The 22,239-nt window shown below is 56.8% G+C and carries 19 protein-coding genes; 4 read left to right on the top strand and 15 right to left on the bottom strand.

Annotated features, from left to right (window positions below; genetic code table 11):
* Positions 1 to 199 precede the first annotated feature (199 nt).
* The 4 genes from WEB54_RS08720 (at position 200) to WEB54_RS08705 (ending at position 3,785) form a co-directional block, all read left to right on the top strand.
* Entirely contained in the window at positions 200 to 1,168 is a 969-nt protein-coding gene (locus WEB54_RS08720) for a 2Fe-2S iron-sulfur cluster-binding protein (protein WP_368055128.1), read from the top strand.
* Positions 1,165 to 2,367 (top strand): Gfo/Idh/MocA family protein, encoded by a 1,203-nt coding sequence (locus WEB54_RS08715; RefSeq protein WP_368055126.1) that lies wholly within the window; start codon positions 1,165 to 1,167, stop codon positions 2,365 to 2,367. The genes WEB54_RS08720 and WEB54_RS08715 overlap by 4 nt, the downstream gene beginning before the upstream one ends.
* A 22-nt stretch (positions 2,368 to 2,389) precedes the next feature.
* Positions 2,390 to 2,902, top strand: coding sequence for a MarR family winged helix-turn-helix transcriptional regulator (locus WEB54_RS08710; RefSeq protein WP_368055125.1), 513 nt, complete (start codon positions 2,390 to 2,392; stop codon positions 2,900 to 2,902).
* A 133-nt stretch (positions 2,903 to 3,035) separates the two neighbouring features.
* On the top strand, positions 3,036 to 3,785 hold the full coding sequence (locus WEB54_RS08705; protein WP_368055123.1) for a class II aldolase/adducin family protein: 750 nt from the start codon (positions 3,036 to 3,038) through the stop codon (positions 3,783 to 3,785).
* Positions 3,786 to 3,863: 78 nt separating this feature from the next.
* Here the strand turns inward: WEB54_RS08705 and WEB54_RS08700 are convergent, their stop codons facing one another.
* From WEB54_RS08700 to WEB54_RS08630, 15 genes are all read right to left on the bottom strand, one after another.
* Entirely contained in the window at positions 3,864 to 4,757 is an 894-nt protein-coding gene (locus WEB54_RS08700; RefSeq protein ID WP_368055122.1) for a DMT family transporter, read from the bottom strand.
* A 73-nt stretch (positions 4,758 to 4,830) separates the two neighbouring features.
* Positions 4,831 to 6,741 (bottom strand): TRAP transporter permease, encoded by a 1,911-nt coding sequence (locus tag WEB54_RS08695; protein WP_368055120.1) that lies wholly within the window; start codon positions 6,739 to 6,741, stop codon positions 4,831 to 4,833.
* A 116-nt stretch (positions 6,742 to 6,857) separates the two neighbouring features.
* Complete coding sequence (locus WEB54_RS08690; protein WP_368055118.1) at positions 6,858 to 7,853, bottom strand: TAXI family TRAP transporter solute-binding subunit; 996 nt, start codon at positions 7,851 to 7,853, stop codon at positions 6,858 to 6,860.
* A gap of 178 nt (positions 7,854 to 8,031) precedes the next feature.
* Positions 8,032 to 9,024, bottom strand: coding sequence for an ABC transporter substrate-binding protein (locus WEB54_RS08685; RefSeq protein WP_368055116.1), 993 nt, complete (start codon positions 9,022 to 9,024; stop codon positions 8,032 to 8,034).
* A 22-nt stretch (positions 9,025 to 9,046) separates the two neighbouring features.
* A complete protein-coding gene (locus tag WEB54_RS08680) occupies positions 9,047 to 10,354 on the bottom strand; it encodes a Rieske 2Fe-2S domain-containing protein (RefSeq protein WP_368055114.1) in 1,308 nt (435 codons plus the stop codon).
* Positions 10,355 to 10,804: 450 nt separating this feature from the next.
* Entirely contained in the window at positions 10,805 to 12,367 is a 1,563-nt protein-coding gene (locus WEB54_RS08675; protein ID WP_368055112.1) for a sulfatase, read from the bottom strand.
* Positions 12,364 to 14,346: a TRAP transporter permease gene (locus tag WEB54_RS08670; RefSeq protein WP_368055110.1), complete on the bottom strand. Its 1,983-nt coding sequence runs from the start codon at positions 14,344 to 14,346 to the stop codon at positions 12,364 to 12,366. Before WEB54_RS08670 ends, WEB54_RS08675 begins: the two co-directional genes overlap by 4 nt.
* Positions 14,347 to 14,436: 90 nt before the next feature.
* A complete protein-coding gene (locus WEB54_RS08665) occupies positions 14,437 to 15,468 on the bottom strand; it encodes a TAXI family TRAP transporter solute-binding subunit (protein WP_368055109.1) in 1,032 nt (343 codons plus the stop codon).
* A gap of 156 nt (positions 15,469 to 15,624) precedes the next feature.
* Positions 15,625 to 16,821, bottom strand: a complete 1,197-nt coding sequence (locus WEB54_RS08660) for a LysR substrate-binding domain-containing protein (RefSeq protein WP_368055107.1) — start codon at positions 16,819 to 16,821, stop codon at positions 15,625 to 15,627.
* Between the two features lie 19 nt (positions 16,822 to 16,840).
* The gene (locus WEB54_RS08655; protein WP_368055105.1) at positions 16,841 to 17,305 is read right to left on the bottom strand and encodes a MarR family winged helix-turn-helix transcriptional regulator; all 465 of its coding nucleotides are present in this window, start codon (positions 17,303 to 17,305) and stop codon (positions 16,841 to 16,843) included.
* A 96-nt stretch (positions 17,306 to 17,401) separates the two neighbouring features.
* Positions 17,402 to 18,049: a maleylacetoacetate isomerase gene (gene maiA / locus WEB54_RS08650; RefSeq protein ID WP_368055103.1), complete on the bottom strand. Its 648-nt coding sequence runs from the start codon at positions 18,047 to 18,049 to the stop codon at positions 17,402 to 17,404.
* Complete coding sequence (locus WEB54_RS08645) at positions 18,046 to 18,753, bottom strand: fumarylacetoacetate hydrolase family protein (RefSeq protein ID WP_368055101.1); 708 nt, start codon at positions 18,751 to 18,753, stop codon at positions 18,046 to 18,048. The genes maiA and WEB54_RS08645 overlap by 4 nt, the downstream gene beginning before the upstream one ends.
* Before the next feature lie 230 nt (positions 18,754 to 18,983).
* A complete protein-coding gene (gene gtdA, locus WEB54_RS08640) occupies positions 18,984 to 20,030 on the bottom strand; it encodes a gentisate 1,2-dioxygenase (protein WP_368055099.1) in 1,047 nt (348 codons plus the stop codon).
* A 249-nt stretch (positions 20,031 to 20,279) separates the two neighbouring features.
* Positions 20,280 to 21,221 carry a LysR substrate-binding domain-containing protein gene (locus tag WEB54_RS08635; RefSeq protein WP_368055098.1) on the bottom strand — a complete coding sequence of 314 codons (942 nt, stop codon included), beginning with the start codon at positions 21,219 to 21,221 and terminating at the stop codon, positions 20,280 to 20,282.
* Positions 21,222 to 21,294: 73 nt separating this feature from the next.
* The coding region (locus WEB54_RS08630; RefSeq protein ID WP_368055097.1) for an FAD-dependent monooxygenase at positions 21,295 to 22,239 on the bottom strand (945 nt) is incomplete at its 5' end.

The raw sequence follows: 22,239 nt of genomic DNA, 5'->3' as shown, positions 1-22,239 counted from the left end.
TTCCCATAGAAATGAGGTTGACAAGGACTACCGCCATTGCGCTGCGAAGTGCGCCTTGTGGCAGAACCAGACGGAATGACATACCACGGCCGACACCTGAAACAGATCATCGCTGCGGATTCGGGCTTGCAATGATCTCTTATTTTGGTAACACTGCCAATAATCTTAGATATATAAGTTTATTTGGAGGTTGCACCCCATGGCCCATCTGCCCCTCGACCTAGCGGTTACCCTGTCAGCCAAGACGCCCATGGCCGACGGCATTGTTCAGTTTGAGTTTACCGCCCAGAATGACGCCGAGCTGCCTGAGGCCGAAGCGGGTGCTCACATCCGGATTCAGGTGCCCAGTGGCGAGGAACGGCAATATTCCCTGTGCCAGGGGCCCGACACAACCGACCGTTATGTCATCGTGGTCAAATATGAAGCCGAGGGCAAAGGCGGCTCGCGCAGCCTGATCGATGACAGCCAGATCGGAGACCATTTTATGATCTCCGCCCCGATCAACGACTTTCCGCTCACCGGCAACCCCAGCCGCTATGTATTCATCGCCGGTGGCATCGGCATTACCCCTCTGTATTCAATGATTCAGACCCTGATACAAACCAGCACCAAACCCTGGAAGCTCTATTACCTGAGTCGTCACGCCGGGCAAACGGCGTTTCTGGAAGCGCTCAGTGGCCCCGAATTTCGTGGCAAAGTCATCATTCACCACAGCGAGGGTGATGCCGACAATCGTTATGACCTGTGGCCCGTCCTGGAGCAGCCCAAGGGAGCCTATCTGTACTGTTGTGGCCCCCGCGCTCTGATGGAAGAGGTCCGCGACATGTCCGGGCACTGGTCGCCCAGCAGTGTGCACTTTGAAGACTTTGGCGCCAGCGACGCCGCTCACCAGCCCGATGATCAACCGTTCGAGGTGCAGATTCAGGGGCAGGAAGACGTCATCACCGTCGGCACCGACCAAACCTTGCTTGAAGCACTGGCCGACCACGGCGTCGAGGTACCTTCTTCCTGCGAAAGCGGCACTTGCGGCACCTGCCGTTGTGACCTGCTGGACGGCGAAGGCGATCACCGTGACCTGGTGTTGAGCGAACAGGAACAGGAACGCTACATCATGCCCTGCGTCTCCCGGGCCAGCAGTCCGCGTCTGGTCATCGGACTGCCTGAATGAGTGCCGTCGCCCCCCTGCGCGTTGGCATTGCGGGTCTCGGCCGAGGCTTTATGTTGCTACTGCCAACCCTGGCCGCTCACCCGAACATCCGCCTGGTCGCCGCGACCGACCCCAGAGACGATGCCCGGGCCCGGTTTGAGGCCGATTTTCAGGGCCAGACTTACACCTCCTTTGAAGCCATGTGCCAAGCCCCGGACGTAGAAGCCGTTTATATCGCCTCGCCTCATGCCCTGCACCGGGAACAGGTGGAATGCGCCGCACGCTGGGGCAAGCATGTTCTGGTGGAAAAGCCGATGGCATTGTCACTGGCTGACTGCCAGGCGATGATCGACGCCATGCAAGCCGCCGGGCGATGGTTGCTGGTCGGGCACAGCCACAGCTTCGATACACCCTATCTGCGCACCGCAGAGCTGATTCGCTCTGGCGAAGTCGGGGCTGTGCGCATGATCCAGGCGATGAACTTCACCGATTTTCTGTATCGCCCGCGTCGTCCTGAAGAGCTCGACACTGCCCAGGGCGGGGGTGTCGTCTACAGCCAGGCGGCGCATCAGGTCGACATTGTGCGCCTGCTCGGTGGCGGCGAGGTCACCCGGGTGATGGCACAAACCGGACAATGGGACCCGCAACGGCCCACCGAAGGCGCCTACAGCGCTCTGCTGACTTTCGCCAATGGTGCTTTTGCCTCCCTGACCTACAGTGGCTATGCCCACTACGACAGCGATGCCCTGCTGGACTGGCGCGGCGAGCTGGGCCAGCACCGTTCGGCCGGAGATTATGGCAAAGCCCGCAAGGCGCTGGCGGACATTGAATCACCGGAAGCCGAAGCGGCACTTAAAAATCAACGCGCCTATGGCACCACACTGGGCCTGGCTGACACCTCTCTGCAGGGCATAGGCCACAATCATTTTGGCTTTGTTCTGGCTTGCTGTGATGCGGCCGACCTTAAACCCGGCCCGAAAGGCATTGAAGTTTATGGTCACACCTCGCACCGTACTTTACCCTTAACTGAACCCGATATTCCGAGGCGCGAAGTGCTCGATGAATGGGTGGCCGCTGTGCGTCACGACCAGGCACCGATTCATTCGGGAGCCTGGGGACTGGCCACCATGGAGGTCTGTTTCGCCCTGCTGGAGTCAGCGCGAACCGGACAGGCGGTCGACCTGAAACATCAGTGTCCCGTTGCGCCGCAGAAGGGATAACTCACCGATAAGGAAGTACGAGATGGCACCAAACAATAACCGGGAAACCCAGAGCGTATTGCAACACTGGCATCGCGATGTGCCCAATGACCGCATGGCGCATATGGTGCGCGACGCCAGCCGTTTGTTGGCCAAAAGCCTTCAGGGCCGCCTGGCAGACCATGATGTGAGCTTCGGACACTGGTCATTTTTGCGAATTCTATGGGTGACCGAAGGTCTCACTCAGCGTGAACTCAGCGAAGAGGCCGGTGTTATGGAGCCGACCACGTTCACCGCCTTGAAAGCGATGGAAGCCAAACAGTTAATTGAACGACGTCATCTCAACGGCAACCGGCGCAAACTGCATATTTTTCTGACCGACAAGGGCCGGGCTCTCAAAGATGTTTTGACGCCATTGGCCGAAGACGTCAACCGGGTCGCTCTGGCCGGTGTGTCCGAGGAGGATCGCACCACCACGCGCAATACGTTGCTGGCGATGATCGACAATCTTGCCATTGATAATGCGGCCGAAAGTAAGATCGACAGCAATGACTAAGCCGTGGTGCCACACCCGTTTAACCGATCGCCCACAACCGGGCCGATCAACTGAACCTTAACCCCAGCGTTTCGAGCCTTGCGGGCATTTCCCAAATAGACTCCGGACGCCCACAGCCACGAGGCCAACAACAATGAAACACCACTCAGCGTCTGTGCTGCAACTGCTCGATGATTTGGTTGATGCCAACCTGATCCTGTTCAACGAGGGTGTCGTCGACGCCTTCGGTCACGTCAGTGTGCGCCACCCGGATAAACCAGATCACTATTTTCTCGCTCGCAACATGGCCCCCGGACTGGTTAAGCGCGAAGACATCATTGAATTTGATCTGGACGGTGAAGTCGTCGATGGCGATACCCGGAAAGTCTATCTGGAGCGCTATATTCACGGAGAAATATTCCGCGCCCGGCCGGATATTATGGCCGTTGTACACAGTCATTCGCCCTCTGTCGTGCCCTTCAGCGCGGTAAAGTCCAACCCGCTGCGCCCTTTATGTCACATGAGTGGTTTCATCGGACGCGAAGCGCCCATCTTTGAAATTCGCGATGTCGCCGGCGATGCCACCGATTTGCTGATCACCAACCCCAAACTCGGTGCGGCTCTGTCTTCAACACTGGCCAACAACACCGTCGTGCTGATGCGTGGGCATGGTTCAACCGTGGTCGCTCCCACACTGAAACAAGCTGTGTACCGCGCCATTTATGTGGAAGTGAATGCCCGGCTTCAGGCGGAAGCAAGCCGCCTCGGCCCGATCGAATTTCTCAGCGAAGGGGAAATGGAAACCACGCAGAAAACCATTGAAGGCCAGGTGGAACGGCCCTGGCAGTTATGGCGGATGCGTGCCCGCCATGCCCAACAGCAATGGCTGGACAGCGGACTGTAACGGGTAAACTCGACGCGATTCAAACTCAGCACTGGCCGCCAGGGAAGTGCTGACCCGTTGCAAGACTTAACGTTGATATCAGAATGCCGTCATCAGGCTGACGCCAAGGACGGTGACCAGCGTACCGGTTAACACGGTCCGGCTGAACAGCTCTCCCTCTCGAGACAGCACCCAGGTTGCCAGCAATACAAACAGAGGAGTCGTCGCGGCTAAAGGCGCAACGACGATCAATTCGCCGTGCTGCAACGCCAGATAGAAAAACACGGGCCCCAGACTCGACAACACACCGGCTGCCGCCAAATACCCCAGTTCGAACGCACTGCAGCGAATGCGCTGCCACTGCCAGCGCAATGTCACAAACAGCGTCACTACTACCCAGGAGGCCGAGGTTGTCACCGCACTGGCGGTAACCGCATCGGTACCGAGGTCGATACCCACCTTGCGAAACACCACCGAAATCCCGTATGCCAGCGATGCGGCAACCGGAAACCAGAGATAGCGTCGCTGCTGGTCACCCAACACTGAAGTAAGCGCCGTTGCCGAAGTTCCCTGGGAGCCAACCGCCAGAGACCCCACCAATACCAGGACACCGCCCACCAGCTTGGTCAGCGTGACCGGTTCGCTAAGAATCAGCACCGCGATTAACACCGTCACCAATGGGTGCGTCAGGGTGATGGGCGTAGTGATATTAGCGCCTAACCTGGCCATCCCAATAAACTGGAACAACCGGCCAAGCAAGGGAGCAAACAACCCCGCCAGCGCAAAATAGCGCCAGTCCCACCAGCGTGAAAATTCAACCGGTTGAACCACCAGACTCCAGCTCCACAAAATAACCACATTGAACGAGAGTGTGATCCACAGAGTGGCGACCGTGGTGACGGTGCGTCGCCCCAGTTTGACCAGAATAAAGGTGCCAGCAAACATCATCGCCGACAATAAAGACCAGAGCACGGCCATCAGACTGTCCGCCATTTCGTCATCCACAAAAAACGGCAGGGTAGAGATTCACTCTCCCCTGCCCTGACAAAGCTGGATGCCTGCAAGGCTAGTGCGAAAACTTAAGGCGGGTTCGCAGATGAGGGGTCATCATCGTTGACCCCAGGGCAAGCACAATAGCGGCAGCAATGGCGATCACGCTTGGGAAAATAAACAGCAAACCGGCTATCCCAAAGCCCAAACGAGCCGGCGTATTGAGCCGTTCTTTCCAATACCCCTCGACACCGATGCTGAGCAAAATCACCCCGACCACCGCTGTGCTGCATGAGATAATGATGTTACTGAGACTGCCATTCAGCAGCAGACCATCACCGTAAACAAACGCAAACGGCACAACAAAGGCCGTGATCGCCAGCCGCACAGCGCCGACGGCGATCTCCAGCGGCTTGGCATCGGCAATGGCTGCTGCCGCAAAGGCGGCCACAGCAACCGGCGGTGTCATCGCGGACAATACCGCAAAATACAGGATGAACATATTGGTCTGCAGTACGCCGATCCCGAGTGCCAGCATGGTCGGGCCGACCAGCACCGCCGACAGAATAAACGCCGAGGGTGTCGGCATACCCATGCCCAGAATAATGGCGAGAATGGCAGAAATAGCCAACACCAGAAAGGTACTGTCTCCGGCCAAAACGAACACCAGCTCGGCGAATTTACCGCCCAGGCCCGTCATCGAAATACCGCCGATGACCAGGCCCGCCGCTGCACAGGCAGCCACAACCGACACCATGCGCAAGGTTGACTCACCCAATGCCAGCCAGATGGAAACCAGACCCATACGCGTCGACGGTCGTACCGCCGCCACCAGCAAAACGACCGCAGTAGCGACCGCCGCCACATAGGTTGGGGAATAGCCCATCACCAGCGCCGTCGATAATGCCAGCAACGGCACAATAAACAGACCGCCATTTTTCAGCGTTGCTTTCAGCTTGGGCGTCTCGTCATCACTGAGGCCCTTGAGCCCCATTTTCTGTGACCGCAAATGCACCTGAGTGTAAACACAGAGGTAGTACAGCAAAGCCGGAACGACGCCAGCAATCACGATGTCGCGATAACTGATGCCGGTGTATTCGGCCATAATAAAGGCTGCAGACCCCATCACGGGCGGTAACAGGCTGCCACCGGTTGAGGCCGCTACTTCAACACTGCCAGACAACGCCTTGCTATAGCCCAGACGTTGCATAATGGGAATAGTGATCGAGCCTGTGGTCACAACATCCGACGTCGGGCTACCCGACATGGTGCCGTACAAGCCCGATGAAATAACGGCGATCTTTGCCGGCCCGCCTGCCTTTTTACCAGCGATGGCGGAAGCAAAGCTATAGAAAAACTCAGCACCACCGGCGCGCGACAAAAAGGTGCCAAACATAACAAACAGAAAGGCATAGGTCGCCGCTACGCGTAACGGCACGCCAAACAGTCCGTCTGTGGTGAACATCATGATGTCGAGAAAGTGGTTATAACTGACTTGCCGAAAGCCAAAGCCAGCGGGCAAGTTATACCCAAAAAGATTGTAGGCTACAAATATCGAAACGACGCTGGTGAGACCAAGCCCGACGGTGCGTCGTGTCGCTTCGATGGTCAGCACCAACAGTACAGAAGCCATCACCAGATCCATCGTCTCCAACGGAAATAGTAAGGTGATGCGTTCTGTAATACGTTCGCTTTCCGTCGCAAAATACACCCCGACCACCAAACTGGCCGCCGTGAATATCCAATCCAGAACACTGGGTCTGTCCTGACGCGCAGCGGGACCTGCGGTGTACATTAAAAATAGCAGCGCCAGAATGGCAGACAGGAACACCACCGTCATCACATACAGATCGATATACACAATGGTGGTTGTATAAATTACGCCGATGGCGATCAGCGCGGCACAACTCTGCACTCCGGTTTTCAGCGCTCCGGAGAGAACGCGTCGGGTTCCCGTCTCAATCAGCGCACTCAGGAGTTGACTCATAGTCCAATACCCTCTTTATGGGTCCAAAAACGTTAAAACAGAACGATCAGCAGAAAGCCTTTATAAAAAGCATTTTAATATGTCAGGCGGGACCCCTGAGAGCCCCGCAAGAAAACTCAGCGTAAGCCGGCTTCTTCAAGGTAACGCAAGGCACCCTCATGGAAAGGTACAACGTCGATCGACGCCATCACTTCCTGAGTCAGGGCCCGCATCGCCGGATGCACACTGGCAATCAACTGATGGTTTTCGAACAACGCCTTGGTCAGGTTATAGGCTGTCTGCTCATCCATATCAGAGCGCACGGCCAGAGCAGCACCCAGAGATACCGTGGGAGCAGCGGCGGGTGACCATTCGTAAGACCCTTCGGGGATCACAAAGGCGATAGTACCGCTGGCGTCATTGACCGTTTCAATCGTCTCATCGCCCACCGGCAGCAAAGTCAGGTCAACACTGTTTCCGGCCTGCATGATGGAGCTGTGACGCACAAAGAGACTGTTCAGAATCATGTCGGCACGACGGTCCTGGATCAGGCTCATCTGCTCATCGGAGGCGGCGTAGATCAACTGACCGCCCCAGCTCTCAATGTCTTCTTCGGTGACACCAATGGCTGCCAGCATTTCTTCAGCGACACTGGAAGCAATGTTTCCGCGGCGGTTAATGGCCACAGTAATGGGCGGCTTGACCCGGGCGATATCTTCAAAGGATTCAATACCGTATTCCTCGGCAAAGCTATCCCGCATCAGCGGCTGCATCGGTGCCCAGGTGTACATGTAGGCCAACACCCTGATGCTGTCGACGGGCTCGCGGAAAGGCGCGCCACCATTTTTGGCCAGCAGCAATTCAGCGTCGTGAATCAGCGCCATATCGGCCTGATCGCGCTGCAGCAGAGCCACGTTGGCAATACCACCGCCCGATGTCTGGTAGGTAATGGTTGAACCGGGATAGGCCTCGCGCACACCGGCATCAATACCGGCACCGAGTAAGGTCCAGAGACCACCGGGTGACGCACCGGCTACGTTCATGGTGTAGGGCTCAGCGTGCGCCGGGGCGACGCTTAGCAAGGCACCGGCGGTCGCCAGTACGGCAATAGACTGCTGGATAAATTTTTTCATATCGGACCTCTTGTTCTTGTAAATGGTTCTGTTGGTGTTAATTAACGAAGCTGATTCGTGTTGCTTATTTTTAGTTGTGATTACGTATCAACCCTCGGTCCGCATGACCGGACTTAAGGCTTCCGCACCGGGTGTCTGAAGCCGTACTGGTCGGTGCCATCCAGCACGGCCAGAACGCTCAAATCTTAAAACTCTCCATACTGGCGGGATGAAACATCTCTTCCGGCTTAACCAGCCGGCTTGACAAGCCTTCGGCATGATGTTGCGCCAGAAAGCGCGCCAGGGTCTCACGGTTGGCATCGAAACCGTAAGACCAGAAATCCTCACCCATTAACTGACGGGCCGCGCGCAGTTGATCTTCAACAAACGGCAGGGTCACCTTGGTAGCCGATGTATCCGTCAGGTGTGTCATGGCTTTCTGCTTGGACGCTTCAAATGCCTTGAATACCGAGAACGGTAACCAGGGGTGAGCTTCTACCAGAGTCTTGCGAATGCCCAGAAGGTGCATGATCGGAAACAGTCCCGTGCGCTGGTACCAGGCTTTGGCTTCGGCCATCGGGTCGGCAAAGAGGTAACCAACATTTGGATTACCCTGAGTAAAGCAGCTTGGTGCACGCGGGCCGATCACGGCGTCGATATCGCCGTTGGCCAGCATATTGGAAATGGTCTCGCCCGCCGGCGCATTGACCACCTCGACGCCATCAGTCAGATTCAAGTTGATCTTTTCAACCCGTCCGGCTTCTTCATAACCGCCCCGAACCCAGGTCATTTCATTTGGCTTAACGCCATAATCTTCTTCCAGAAACAACCGCACCCAAACGTTAGCCGTCAGCTGATACTCCGGCACACCGATGCGCTTGCCGCGCAGATCTGCGGGGGTGTTAATGCCCCGATCGGTGCGGATGTAAATCGAGGTGTGACGAAACGCCCGCGAGGGGAAGACCGGCACGCCGATGTAAGGGCTGTCGCCATTGGCGGTTTTAACCGTATAGCTGCTCATCGACAATTCGGTGATGTCAAAATCAGCGTGACGGAACGCCCTGAAGAAAATCTCCTCCGGGTCGTGCAACATAAACACCGGGTCAACGCCATCGATTTGCACATCACCATCAATAAGTGGCCGCATCCGATCGTAATTTCCGACAGCAACCGATAACTTCAATTTACTCATAGCTTCATTCTCGCTCGGTTATTCAGGCGTTCGTAGCTTCAGTTTCAGCCAGTTCGGATTCCCCGGGAGCACGGCCTATGGCTCGCCATTCGGTGCCCTTGGGAACAATACCCTCGAATGACTTCAATTTACTGTAAGCCACGCGGGGTTCATCGGTCCCGATCACCGGACCACCCTCGACCACTGACTTGGCCGCTCGCACCATCTGACGACGGAATTCCACGATCGCCAGATCACTGGCACCCAACCGGTCTTCCGAACGGTCGGCAATCGGCCCCATGGTTTCCCACATCGCCACATCCTGATTCGGGATACCCCGAATGCCGGTAAAACTTTCGCCGGTCTTCATGATGATCCGGTCCTGCCCGTAATTTTTCTCGTAGTTATTAAAGCGGTTGAACGATTCATCCACGTCGATGCCAACTTGCAAGGCCAGGAACTTGCGCCAGCTTTCTGTATCGGGCGTGGTTTCCGGGTTACCCCAGGCAATAAAATGAAAAGCCGTATGGGTATCATCGATCGGCACATGAACGATAGCGATGTTGTACCGGTTGTTGGGCGGAATCTGTACCGTGTGTGGTGCAATAAACAGCGTGGTTCGCACGTAATCGTGCGTCTTGGCATCCTTGATCGGCCGGCGGATGGCGGCATAGCGGAAACCAAAGGGCGTTGTCTCTATCTGCAACCGGGGCGCCCGGTCTGTTGACGGGCGATACCAGAGCGATTCATCGGCTTCGGCGTTGGTTTTGCGGGCCGGAACCATATCGGTCGAATGCAGCGTCGACGAGTGCGCCGAATCAATGGCCCCCTCCAGAATCTGCGCCCAGTTACAGTTAATGATGGCCTTGCCGATTGAGATCTTGGTGTTTGACTCCGGCTGAAACACAGGCGGCTCAAAGGCGGGAACCTCAGACTGATCGCCCATATACACCCAGATAAAACCGGCGGCTTCATGCGTTTTGTAAGCCTTGACCTTAACTTTGTCTGCCAGTTTCGATTCTGCGGGCTCCGACGGCATTTCCACGACATTGCCGTCCACATCAATCTTCCAACCGTGATAAAGGCAGCGCAGACCACATTCTTCGTTGCGCCCCAGAGCCATCGATGCTTTGCGATGCGGGCACTTTTCGTCAACCACGCCTACTCGGCCATCGCTGTCACGAAAGGCCACCAGATTCTCACCCAGCAACCGTACCCGAATAGGCTTGCCATCGATTTCGGGGACTTGTTCCGACAGGCAGGCTGGCATCCAGTGGCTGCGCATGATCTTGCCCATAGGGGCGTCGCCTTCGATGCGACACAGCAGTTCATTGTCTTCGTGGGATAGCATTGGCCCCTTACCTCTATGTCTTGTTGTCAGGGTTTTTCGATACCTTGATCTGAATCAAGAAAATAAAATTAGATATCTAATATTATTGAAAGTTGAGCCAATTCGTCCTTCTTGTCAAGGCGAAATGACAAGCGATCCACCGTAAAAGCGGTTTAACTCTGTTAGAGGGAGGGTGTTCTATGGAAGATGAAATAGATACTTTTAGAGAATATTAGAAGATATTAGGCGATATTTTTCGACAATTGAAACGGAGCAACTGGCCTCCAACGGCCATTGAGCGAGAGCGTCAACATTTATAGTCCGCCAGGTGGATGCTGCGTTTCAAGGGCCGTGATGAGCTGACACTCATTAAGTGAACGGATTCAAGTGCCTGAGAGTACAAGCCACTGCGCTGCCACTTCTTCCGGTGCACGGCGTAGACGGCTAACCCTATGGTCAGGGCCAGAACCGTCAGGCTATACGTTTCGGCCAGGGGCTTTGCTCGGTGGCGGCGAGCATCGACTGCACCAGACGCTCGGTCAGTCGGTTACGGATGCCGGCATGCCCGGGTGAACCCCAGAGATTGTTCGATTCATCCGGATCTTGATTGAGGTCATACAGCTCCCCGAAATCCTGCCCCTGAAACAAGGTCAGACGATACCCTTCTCGTAGTAGGGTTCTCGAATGGGCCGGGTGTTCAAAACCCCAGACAGCAATGTTGTCCTCATGTTCAATCAACAGCTCTTTTCGGGTCCAGTCAGCTCCTTGTAGCATTGGCAAAAGGCTGGTGCCCTGAATGCCGTGGTAAGGCGTTATACCAGCGCGCTCGAGAATGCTTGGGGCCAGGTCGATAGCACTGGTCAGCGCGTTTGACCTGCCCGCCAAAGGCTCTGCCGGATCAGACCAGATCATCGGCACTCGAGTGATGCCACGCATAGGCGCAGGGCCTTTGAGCAAGAGATTGTAGTCGCCCAGGTAATCGCCATGATCACTGGTGAAAATCACCACGGTATTATCGTCGAGCCCGTTGGCTTTCAGTCGCGCCAGCATCTGCCCCACCGCGTCGTCAATCATGGTAATCATGCCGCAGGTTAACGCCATGGCTTCGCGCACTTCACGATCAGTCGCCATAAACCCCTTTTCTGTGCTGGCCTGGCGCTGACCACCGGCAAGAGCTTGTTGCAGATGGGTCAGGTAAGGCGGCGGATTCTTGTGGCTCGCAACAGGCCGGGACAGAAAAAAGTCATCCGGGTCATAAAGATCCCAGTAGGCACCGGGCGGACAAAACGGGTGATGCGGATCCGGAAAGGACACGAACGCAAAAAAAGGCTGCTCCTGATCTTTCTGAGTGTCAATAAATTCACAGGCACGCTGCTCAACATAGCGGGTCGGGTGCAACCTTTCCGGAAGGGCCGTACGATAAGCCTGAGGGCAGCTGTAACTGTGCGGCAATTGATTGGCAGGCCCCTGTAACCGGCCCGGGTCGTCAAGCTGCTGCCTCAACCAGAGATCATAGTGACCACCGCACTGGTCGCCATGCCTGGACACAAGATCGGCGTGCTCAAAGCCATAATACGGCAAGGTAATGTGGTAGTCCTGCTCGCCTTCCCAGCGCTGTGGCTCTTCCTGTTGCCAGTCTTCTTCCAGGGGTTTCCAGGCATCCGGGATCGTAGCCTGTGCCGCCGGGTTGGATTGTGGAATATCCCTGCCGGTAAAAGGCTGCAAATGAGATTTGCCAATCAGAGTGGTGTGATAGCCCTCTGCACGCAACGCATCAACAAAGGTGACGTTGTGCTCTGGCAAATGCAGACCGTTCTTGCGTAACCCATGCACCGAAGGGTAACGACCAGTCATGATGGAAGCTCGGTTCGGCATGCACACCGGGCTAGCCGTGTGGAATTCATCAAAGGCAACACCGCGGGCGGCCAACGCATCAATGTTAGGCGTTTTCAGCACCGGGTGACCATAGCACCCGAGGAAATCAGCTCGCTGCTGGTCGGTAATGATGAACAGAAAATTTGGTTTTTGACTCATGCCAGCGCTTCCTTTTTTACAGGCGTCAGGTAATGCGAAACGATCAATGCCAGACCCAGCGCAAAGGCGGGCCAATGCAACCATGGCCAGGTCACCAGCATGGCCACTGCCAACGCAAGCCTTATTGCGGAATTCAGCCTCGATAAGGCGCGTTTATCGAAACCGGCCAGGGCGGTGGTGATTAGCACGATGGTCAGCACCAGTCGCAGCAGAATGGACAGAAGATCGATGATCCGGTCGCTACCACCGGCCTCAGCGACCAGTAGCAGCTCGGGATAAAACGCGAACGCAAACGGCAGAATAAAGATCACCAAGCCTATGCGCGTTGCCTCGACCGAGGTTTTCAAAGGGGAGGCTTTGCTGATGGAGGCAGCTGCAAAAGCGGCCACGGCAATGGGCGGTGTAATGGCAGAGGCCACACCAAAATAGAACACGAACATGTGGGCCACTAACGGTTCCAGGCCCAGACGCAGCATCGCTGGCCCCATGATCAGAATGATCGTCAGGTAGGCTGGCAGGGTGGGCATACCCATGCCCAGTACCAGCGCAGCAAACATGGCCAGCAGCAATGACATGAACAGGCTGCCACTGGCCGATGCGCTGATCAGTTGCGCAAACTTGATCGGTAAACCCGTCGAAGACAACACCGCCACCACGATACCGACGATGGCTACGGCAATGAGCAGGGTGGCAAAACTGTTGCCACCACGACCCAACGCCAATACCAGTTGCCAGGGTGCTTTCCGGATCGCCGGGTTTAACACCAAACTGAGTGGCACCAGACTGGCGAGTGCCATAATACCGGACCCGGCCGGAGAGAAACCGACCAGCAGCGAGACAACGACAACGGTTAGTGGCACGACCACCATGATCAGGTTGATCCAGTCCTGGCGGGTTGGCATCAGTGCCGGATCCAGTTCGCTCACCTCTGGCTCGGCTTCAATGCCAAGACGGCGCGCTTCAAAAATAACGGCAATAAACAGGGAGCCGTAATACAGCAGCGCAGGAACCGCGGCCGCGACAATAATCGTTAAATAAGAAATGCCGGTAAAATCGGCCATCACCAGCGCGGCCGCGCCCATAATAGGCGGCATGATCTGCCCGCCACTGGAGGCCGTTGCTTCTATGCCACCGGAGAACGCAGGCGAGAACCCGCGCTGACGAATCATCGGGATAGTGATCACTCCAGTGCCCACCACATTAGCGACGGCACTGCCGGATACCGAGCCAAACAAACCCGACGACAAAATCGCCGCGTGCGCTGGCCCTCCGCGGGCATATCGAAAGGCGTGCAGGGAAATGCGAATCATCGAGCCGCCAGCACCGGTGCCTTCCAGCAGAGCCCCCAACAAAATAAACGGCAAAATGGTATTGATCACAATGCCCAGCAATGACCCCAGCACACCATTGGAACTGTTGTACCACAGCGATTCCGCGGTGCCTTCGACCCAGTCGACCGGTACCATATTGAACAAACCAGGCCAGTATTGACCGGTGTAGAAATACAACAGCGCCGTTCCGGCGACCAGGGTCAGTGCCAACCCCCAGACGCGATAACAGATCGCCAGTAATAATCCGACGCCGATCAATGCAACCCAGGCATGCCGGGGATCAAAGAAAAACAGACCTGTTTTCAGCTGCATCATCGTTTGATAGTAATCAGCCAGGGTATACAACAGGGCTCCGACCAGCGCCGCATCCAGCACTGCTACCAATACACGGAGGGCAGGTGACCGTACGGGACGGTTCCAGGCCAGGCCTGATCTCGCCACCGCAGCGCAGGCCGCCAGGCCCAGCATGACCGGGTGCATGAATTCGTAGCCGAAGGGTCCGACTCTGGGCAGACCGGGAATGGCTGGCATGCTGTTGAGCAGGCCCAATGTCGCTATGGCAAGACCAATAGCCAGACACAGAATATCGCGCATGCCGGGCCTGCAATTCTTATCAGTCGCGATAGAGTCAGTTGCTGATGTGTTCATAGCATCACCTGGTGGGATTACGGGGGCCTAATGCCCCCGGTATCAGGTTCAATGGTGAAGTTCGAAATCTACTGTCGATTAACCGCGGAGTCAGGGAACAAGGCGCGCAGGGACGTTAATACCTGTTTCCTGATAGTAGCGATAGGCACCTGGATGCAGGGGCACGTTCACACCGGTAAACGCTGACTCGATCGTCAGATTGGTGAAAATTGGCCCTGACGCTCTGATTTCGTCAATGTTGTCCCACAGCGTGCTCGTCAGTGCATAGGCCGTATCGTCATCCATATCCTGATGAACCACCGACATCATGGTAAACGCCAGCATGGCGATGTCACCGTCGGGGTTGGAAACATTGGGATAGGTCGTGTTATCGATGGACAGCTCCATCATGCCTTCGGTATTCATCAACCCTTGCCAGACATCCCCGTCACGGGCTGACTGCGCAATGCCGAGAAAACGAATGGGCTTGACCAGGGAGTACTGTTCAATGGATGAAGATCCAATCTGTGAGCCACTAACCAGCACATCAACCTGCCCGTCAGAAAACGCCTGACCGGACGCCCCCCAGCCCATGGTTATGCCGTTATAACCGTTGCCGGGCGTCATGCCGGTGTTCGCTTCGATCACCCGTTCAATAGCCGAGCTTGCCGCACTGGATGCAGGCCCGATGTAGACGTTTTTACCTGCCAGGTCATCCCAGTCTTCAATCCCGCTGTCGGCCCAGGTAAAGACGTGATAGGCCCCGTGCACATAGCCAAACAGCGACCGTAAATTGCCGGCGGCGGCACTTGCCTGGTCACCCATGCTGGCATACATGCGGCTGCCTTCACTCATGTAGCCGGTCAGCTCGGTCGGGATCATGGACAGATCTATGCGCCCGGCGCCCACTTTGACACCCGCCATCGCCAGGTTTTGACCGGTGCTGAGCTGCATCTGGATACCATGATCGCGTTCGGAGTAGGTGCTCATCAGTGTCGCCAACTGGGAATTGAACGTTGCCGGGTTACCACTTTCGGCCCGCAGGGTTTCCGCCTGGGCTGTCGCGATGCTGGCAATGGTCAGAACCAATCCCAGGGTAATTGCAGTAAGAGGTGTGTACTTTGCGAACGGTGTTGCAAACATAGCCTTCTCCGGTGATCTGATTGTTATTCTGGATTAGCGACCCCTGCCTATGAAGGATCGCCCGACTGGACAATCAGTGTCGGTCGAGAAACCCTGCCTGGCCAATGCGGAAACAGGGCTAAGGTATGCGTTTCTTCTATAGCGTACGATTAGTAATCACTGCGCTAAGCGGTCGAGTGCCTGCATCATGGCCTGAAAACCGGGCGTCGGCGTGCTGTCATCCCGATAGCTGTAACCGATGGGTCGTGGCGGGCCATCCAGTATCACCGGTAATCTGACCAGGCGTCCTTCCAGCGTTTCATAGTGCGCTTGATAGGGTGACATGAGTGCGATGCGGTCGCTGCTTAGCAGCAGGGCCCGAATAACGCTCAAATGCCCTACCTCGATATGAGGCGTGGGTGGTGTCAGGCCCGGGGTTGTGAATTGCTGGTTAAAACTCAGCCGGGCGGGCGTTCCTTTTGGCGGTGCGATCCACGGCCAGTCGAGCAGGTCTTTCAATGTTACCGCTTCACGTAAAGCCAGTGGATGACCCGGCCGGGCAAAGGCAAACAGCCGGTCGTAAAATAACAGGGTTTGCACCAGGTCTGGCTCATCCCGGTTCGGATGCAGCACCCCCACCAGAAAATCCACATCAGCATTGTGTAGCATGTCGACCAGTGTATCGTAACTCCCTTCGTGCACAGTGATATTAAGACCGGGAAATTCCTTCAAAACGGCATCGATAACTTTCGGAACCAGATAAGCACTGGTCAGCGGCAACGCACCGATGACCACCCGGCCCGATGTCTGACCCCGCCAGTGGGCAATATCATCCTGCATCAGGGTCAGTTCACGTTGCATGACTTTGTAGTGACGCAACAGGGTCATGCCGCACAGGGTGATAACCATGCCCCGGCGTGTTCTTAGAAATAAGGGGGTATTCAGACGATCTTCCAGTGCACGCAAGGTAGCGCTTATGGTGGGCTGTCGCAGCCCTAACTGGTGAGCGGCGGCTCGCTCGGTATGATGCTCGTAAATAGCCTTCATGACCGCCAACTGTCGTTCGTTGATGCGCTGTACCAGCCGGTCAAAACGCCCGACCGGTTGCAACTGGCCCAGCGTTTCCTCGGCGCGCCTGAACTGCTCGAGCGCACGGCGACACCGGTGCACCACTCGCCTACCCAAATCAGTGCAGACCATTCCGGCATAGTGTCGCTCAAATACCTCGACACCAAGCTGCTGCTCTACATCCTGAATGGCTCGCGAGACAGCCGACTGAGACAGGTTAAGTTCCTCACCGGCACTACTGACACTGCCCTGGCTCGCCACCGACACCAGGGCGCGTAGCCCTCGCAAGCCCGGTACCGTTGTCATCGCTATGCCCACCCCCGGCTCACATCTGCAACCGAACGCGGCTTTGATCGTTGTGAGCGCGCGCTATTTTCCCAAGCAATAGGGCTAAATGCTCGCGCTCCGTTTCAGACAGCGGTGCAACAATGTCGTCCTGAACCTGACGGACTGTTGTTTCGGCTTCTGCCCGCAAGGCCGCTCCAGCCTCCGTCAGTGTCACAATAATCGCGCGGCGATCTTCAGGGTTGCGCACCCGGGTGACGGAGCCCCGCTCTTCCAGTTTGCGCACGACCAGGGCAATGGTATTGCGGTCCATAGCGGTGTAACCGCCCAGGGTAATCTGATCCAGCGGGCCTTTCTCTTCCAGCGCGACCAGCGCCGCGTACTGCAGCTGGGTCAGGCCCAGCGCATCGCAGTGTTTTAAAAACAGGGCCACGCTGATCTGGTGGCATCTGCGCAGCAGATTGCCGGGCATGGCGTTGGCATCGGCCAAAGGCGCGCGTTTCATAAAGGTAGGGTACCGCAAGGCTGTGTCATTCTTTTATAGAAAGCGCCCGGCAGCGTCAAGGCTGTCGGGCGCTGCAGAGCGCTCAGAACCTGTCGGTCATGAGGCGTGTGGATGATTGTCGGGCAGGGCATCGACAAAGGCTGGCAAAGCCAGACAGGCCTGGTAAATGGCCTGTATTGTCGGATAAGGTGCCATATCAACCTCGAAACGGCGGTTGTTGGTCACCTGGGCAAAGAGCGACAGGTCTGCGTACCCCGGCGTATCGCCGTAGCAGAACCGGCCGCGCCGGGCATCCTTCGCCAACATGGTTTCCAGCGGGCCGAAGGCCTCGGCCACCCAGTGCTGAAACCAGGCTTTCACCTGGGCGTCGTCGGCACCCAGCTCAGTGCCAATATAGCCCAGCACCCGCAAATTATTGATCGGGTGGATATCGCAGGCCAGGCTGTAGGCCAGTGACCTTACCCAGGCGCGATCCAGCGGGCTTTTGGGCAGAAAAGCCGGTTCCGGGTAGACCTCCTCCAGGTAATCGATGATCGCCAGCGACTGGGCAATGACCGTTTGCGAGTCCAGCTGAAGCGCTGGCACCAGCCCCTGAGGGTTTAGTGCCAGAAACGCTTCCGAGTGATGTTCGTTCTCGCGCAGCACATAAGACACCTGATCGTAGCTGATGCCTTTCAGGTTCAATGCGGCGCGAACCCGAATCGATGCCGAGCTGCGGAAGAAGTTATGCAGAATGGGTGTCATACACCCTCCCGGGGCGCCACAATCTGAATGCGATGTTCGCCCACGCCTTCGATGCCACCGGTGACGGTGTCGCCGACCGACATCGCACCCACGCCTGCAGGTGTACCGGTGTAGATCAGATCGCCCGGCTGAATGCGCATGGTGTGCGACAGAATGGAGACGATCTCCTCAACATCCCAGATCAGATCAGCGATATCCTGGTCCTGTTTTACTTCGCCATTCACCGCAATCCAGATCCGGCCTTTGGTCGGGTGGCCGATGTCGCTGGCTTTCTGAATAGGGCCAATCACCGCGGAATCATCAAACGCTTTGCCCCAATCCCAGGGGCGACCTTTTTCCCGCGCGTCCAGTTGCAGGTCACGACGCGTCAGGTCGTTGCCGACCGCATAGCCATAAATGTACTCGTGCGCATCTTCAGTTTTTATCTGAAAACCGGCTTTGCCGATGGCGACGACCAGTTCCATTTCATAATGAAAACTTTCGGTCTCTGGCGGGTATGGCACATCGCCACCATCGGGCACGATCGCATCGGCGGGTTTGGTGAAAAAGAACGGAAACTCGCGGCTGGGATCACGACCCATTTCACGGGCATGAGCTTCGTAGTTGCGACCCACACAGAAAATACGGCGAACCGGGAAACGGCTTGATTCACCGGTAATTTCAACGCTGGGGGTTGGCATCGGATTAAATATATAAGCAGTCATTATTAGGTCCTCTTGTCTTGAATTGTGGTATCTGTTCGGTCGTGTATTGAGCTTCTTCTGTTTTAAAAACTGAAGTGCAGAATTTTGCACAAAGCGAGCGGCGGATGCCGTTGGTGCCGCTGCGGGGTAGTCCGCAGCAAGGATGCTGCGGCCTAGGCTCCAGGGATGGATTCACGCCGACCCCGCAGCGGCATCAACGGTAACCGACGCGGGCCGTAGCCACCGCTAGATCAACTGCCCCGGCGCTCGCGCCAGAAACCCAGTTTTTGCTGCACGCCGCGATCTGAAAAACTGAACAGCACCGCATCGCCCTGCGCCTGGTGCACCACCGGTGCCCAGCTTGGCACCACAAAAAGATCTTTGGGTTTCCAGTCGATCACGGTGTCGCCGATTGTCGTCCGGCCATGGCCTTCCACCACACTGAATACCGTGGCGTCGGTGGCCCGGTAACCGTCGGTGGCAAAGCCTTTGGGCAGTAATTGCATGGCCGTTGAGATGGTTGGCATGGCGTCTTCACCGTTCAGCGGGTTCACGTAACGCATCTTCAGGCCATGGCAGGGGTCCCATTCATTGCGCAACCGCATCTGCTCCAGGGCTTCACGGGTGCGGTCATAGGGGTAATTGAAAATCGGCGACGCCAGCCCCTGCTGTTCATAGCCGAAGGGCATCAGGTTACTGCCGTATCGAGCCAGGCTGTCGCCACCGGGAATTGATTCAGGCTGGGATTCGGCGCCATAGCCCTCGGCAAAGGATGCATCGAAGAAAGAGGCCATGGGAATGTCGAGCCCGTCGAGCCAGATCATCGGCCGGTCCGACTCATTGCCGTGGTCGTGCCAGGCCCAGGGCGGCGTAATAACAAAGTCGCCTTGGTGCATCAGGGTACGTTCACCCGCCACGTTGGTGTAGGCGCCATCGCCGTCGACGACAAAGCGCAGGGCTGATTGGCTGTGGCGGTGTGCGGGTGCCACCTCGCCCGGCATGACCAGTTGCAGCCCGGCATAAAGCGAGGTGGTAATGCGGCTCTGGCCACGCAGACCCGGGTTTTCCAGAATCAGTACCCGGCGCTCGGCTTCTTTCGCGGTAATCAGCCCGCCGGCCTCCATCAGCAGATCCCGGGCCTCATTAAAATCCCACTTGAACGGCTGACAGCCACTGCGTGGCGTCGGGGTAATGATGTCGCTGAGGACATTCCACAACGCCGACATGCTGCGGTCATCGAGTTTTTTGTAATAGGCATCACGTTCAGGCGACGTGGCCGGCTTTTCGGTCAATGACATATCAAGTTCCTCGCCAGGAGAGTGAAGTTGGCCCGACCCGGGCACGGCCCATGGCTGAACGGTCAGGCGACTGCGTTTTGCTACTGCCAACTATTTAATCACTATTGTGATAATCATAATAGTGATTATTTCATTACGAACTGTATCACTTCCCGAAAGCTACCTACAGTGAAAGGCCAGAGAGCCTGTTATCCCCCCGTGCCGGGCTTAAGTCGAGCAATCGGGGCCTGCAACGCTGTGTTTCCCTACTCAGCCCGGGCTGTCGGTCAGGGGCCGCAAATCACGCGTTTGTGCCAGCAGGATCGACATCAACTGGCGCATTGCAACCGGCATTTCCTGATCCAGCCGCCGCACCAGGCCGACCGGTTCACGGGTGCTGTCGAGTGGCTCCGCGACCAGTGCCAGCACCCCCGACTCGATCAAGTCCCCCACTACACCGTACGAAATCATCCACAAGCCATCAGACTTCGGCAGGTAGGACCGGCCAAAAGTGTTCGAGACGGTCTCGATCAGCGTGCCTGGCAAAGGGATATTCAACGTCGCGAACGACTGCTCAATGATCGGACGGATCCGGGTATCTTTCGGTGCCAGTAAAAATGGGTAATCTTTAACCGCCCGCATTCGGCTGGCGGTGGGCAACGCCAGAATCGGATGACCAGCCCGGGCCACCAGCACTATGGGCTCGGCATACAGATGAATGAAGTCCAGTTCATGCATCATTTCCGGCACCCCGATCCGGGCAATCGCCAGGTCAATTTTGCCACCGTGTAGCAAGTCGAACAGGTGGCGGTTATAACCGGTCTGGAGCGCAAAATTGACCGGTTGTGTAGCCTGGGCAAAAAACGTATTCATCGCCTGGGGCATAAACCGCGCCGCCACCGTCGGCAAAACCCCGATGCGTAATTCAATGCTGGGGGCATCACTGAGTCCGACTAGCCCTTCATAGCCTTTTTCGAACGACTCCATGCCGGCCGCCGCGTAGTGATAGAACACCTCCCCTCGGGGCGTCAGCGACAGGCCCGACCGGTCACGCACGATCAACTGCATGCCCATGATCGTTTCCAGTTCGGTCAGCGTTTTCGAGACCGCTGCCTGAGTCACGTTAAGCGTTCTGGCCACCTCGGTCAGGTGGTGCGATCGGGCCGCCTCCAGAAAACACTGGATGTGCCGGAATTTCAGTCGTCTATCCACGGGCGAAGCTCACAACAGGGCTGGACCGTCGATAGTGCCATGAAGCCCGGCCCATCAGTAGCCTTGATACGGATCAGACCAGTGGCACCCCAGTCGGATCGTAGGAGAACAGCCAGGCGGTGCGCTCGGCGTTCATGTCCCGCTTGGCAAAGGCCTCGCGTAAGGCCCCGACAGAGTCGAGATGGAACAGATTCCGGTTATCGGAGGACTCATTGACGATTTTTGCGGTGCGCTCCAGCCGATTGCGTTGATAAAGCTGCAACGCCTCGGTCGGGTTGGATTCCTGAACCAGAGCCCGGGCCAACACCGCAGCGTCTTCCACGGCCATGGCCGCGCCTTGCGCCATGTAGGGCAGCGTCGGGTGCGCCGCATCGCCCAGCAGGGTGACGCGCTTCGTACTCCAATTATCGACCGGCATACGGTTGTTCATCGCCCAGCGATAGCATTCATTCCGGTCGGCCGCCTCAATAATGGCGCTAATGGCCGGATGCCAGCCCACAAAGTCAGCCTTCAGCTCTTCCCAGGGGCGTTTGGTGACCCAGGACTCATCGTCCCAGTCGTGCTGTTCCACACAGCCAACCAGGTTCAACAGGGTTCCTTCGCGCATCGGGTAGGTGACCGCGTGCTTGCCGGGTCCAACCCAAATATCGACGCTGGTCTGGCGATATTCTTCCGGTAGACGGTCCATCGGCACGATCACCCGCCAGGAGGCATCGCCGGTGTAATTGATGGGTGTATCGCCCAGCACTTGCTGGCGGATAACCGATTTGATGCCATCGGCACCGATCAGCACATCGCCCCGGGCTGTGCCGCCATCGGCAAAATGCAGGGTGACCTCCTGTTCGTCTTCGGTGAACTCGGAGACCGCCGCGTTCAGTGTGATCGCGTCGGCCTTCAGCTCACGCACCCGCTCGACCAGTACCCGATGCAAATCGGCCCGATGCACGGAAAGGTAAGGCACGCCGTGACGTTCCACGTAGGTGTCGCCGAGCGGGATATTCTGCAGAACATCACCTTC

It is taken from the genome of Saccharospirillum sp. (assembly GCF_040881935.1).
Lineage (GTDB): Bacteria > Pseudomonadota > Gammaproteobacteria > Pseudomonadales > Natronospirillaceae > Saccharospirillum.
This window is presented reverse-complemented; position numbering and strand designations above follow the sequence as displayed.

Excerpts from the sequence above, each read along its gene's own strand:
- WEB54_RS08675 (WP_368055112.1), bottom strand. The coding sequence starts at position 12,367 with ATGAGTCAAAAACCAAATTTTCTGTTCATCATTACCGACCAGCAGCGA.
- WEB54_RS08685 (WP_368055116.1), bottom strand. The coding sequence starts at position 9,024 with ATGAGTAAATTGAAGTTATCGGTTGCTGTCGGAAATTACGATCGGATG.
- WEB54_RS08660 (WP_368055107.1), bottom strand. The coding sequence starts at position 16,821 with ATGACAACGGTACCGGGCTTGCGAGGGCTACGCGCCCTGGTGTCGGTG.
- WEB54_RS08710 (WP_368055125.1), top strand. The coding sequence starts at position 2,390 with ATGGCACCAAACAATAACCGGGAAACCCAGAGCGTATTGCAACACTGG.
- gtdA (WP_368055099.1), bottom strand. The coding sequence starts at position 20,030 with ATGTCATTGACCGAAAAGCCGGCCACGTCGCCTGAACGTGATGCCTAT.
- WEB54_RS08715 (WP_368055126.1), top strand. The coding sequence starts at position 1,165 with ATGAGTGCCGTCGCCCCCCTGCGCGTTGGCATTGCGGGTCTCGGCCGA.
- WEB54_RS08680 (WP_368055114.1), bottom strand. The coding sequence starts at position 10,354 with ATGCTATCCCACGAAGACAATGAACTGCTGTGTCGCATCGAAGGCGAC.
- WEB54_RS08720 (WP_368055128.1), top strand. The coding sequence starts at position 200 with ATGGCCCATCTGCCCCTCGACCTAGCGGTTACCCTGTCAGCCAAGACG.
- WEB54_RS08670 (WP_368055110.1), bottom strand. The coding sequence starts at position 14,346 with ATGAACACATCAGCAACTGACTCTATCGCGACTGATAAGAATTGCAGG.
- WEB54_RS08695 (WP_368055120.1), bottom strand. The coding sequence starts at position 6,741 with ATGAGTCAACTCCTGAGTGCGCTGATTGAGACGGGAACCCGACGCGTT.
- WEB54_RS08655 (WP_368055105.1), bottom strand. The coding sequence starts at position 17,305 with ATGAAACGCGCGCCTTTGGCCGATGCCAACGCCATGCCCGGCAATCTG.
- WEB54_RS08645 (WP_368055101.1), bottom strand. The coding sequence starts at position 18,753 with ATGACTGCTTATATATTTAATCCGATGCCAACCCCCAGCGTTGAAATT.
- WEB54_RS08665 (WP_368055109.1), bottom strand. The coding sequence starts at position 15,468 with ATGTTTGCAACACCGTTCGCAAAGTACACACCTCTTACTGCAATTACC.
- WEB54_RS08700 (WP_368055122.1), bottom strand. The coding sequence starts at position 4,757 with ATGGCGGACAGTCTGATGGCCGTGCTCTGGTCTTTATTGTCGGCGATG.
- WEB54_RS08705 (WP_368055123.1), top strand. The coding sequence starts at position 3,036 with ATGAAACACCACTCAGCGTCTGTGCTGCAACTGCTCGATGATTTGGTT.
- maiA (WP_368055103.1), bottom strand. The coding sequence starts at position 18,049 with ATGACACCCATTCTGCATAACTTCTTCCGCAGCTCGGCATCGATTCGG.
- WEB54_RS08690 (WP_368055118.1), bottom strand. The coding sequence starts at position 7,853 with ATGAAAAAATTTATCCAGCAGTCTATTGCCGTACTGGCGACCGCCGGT.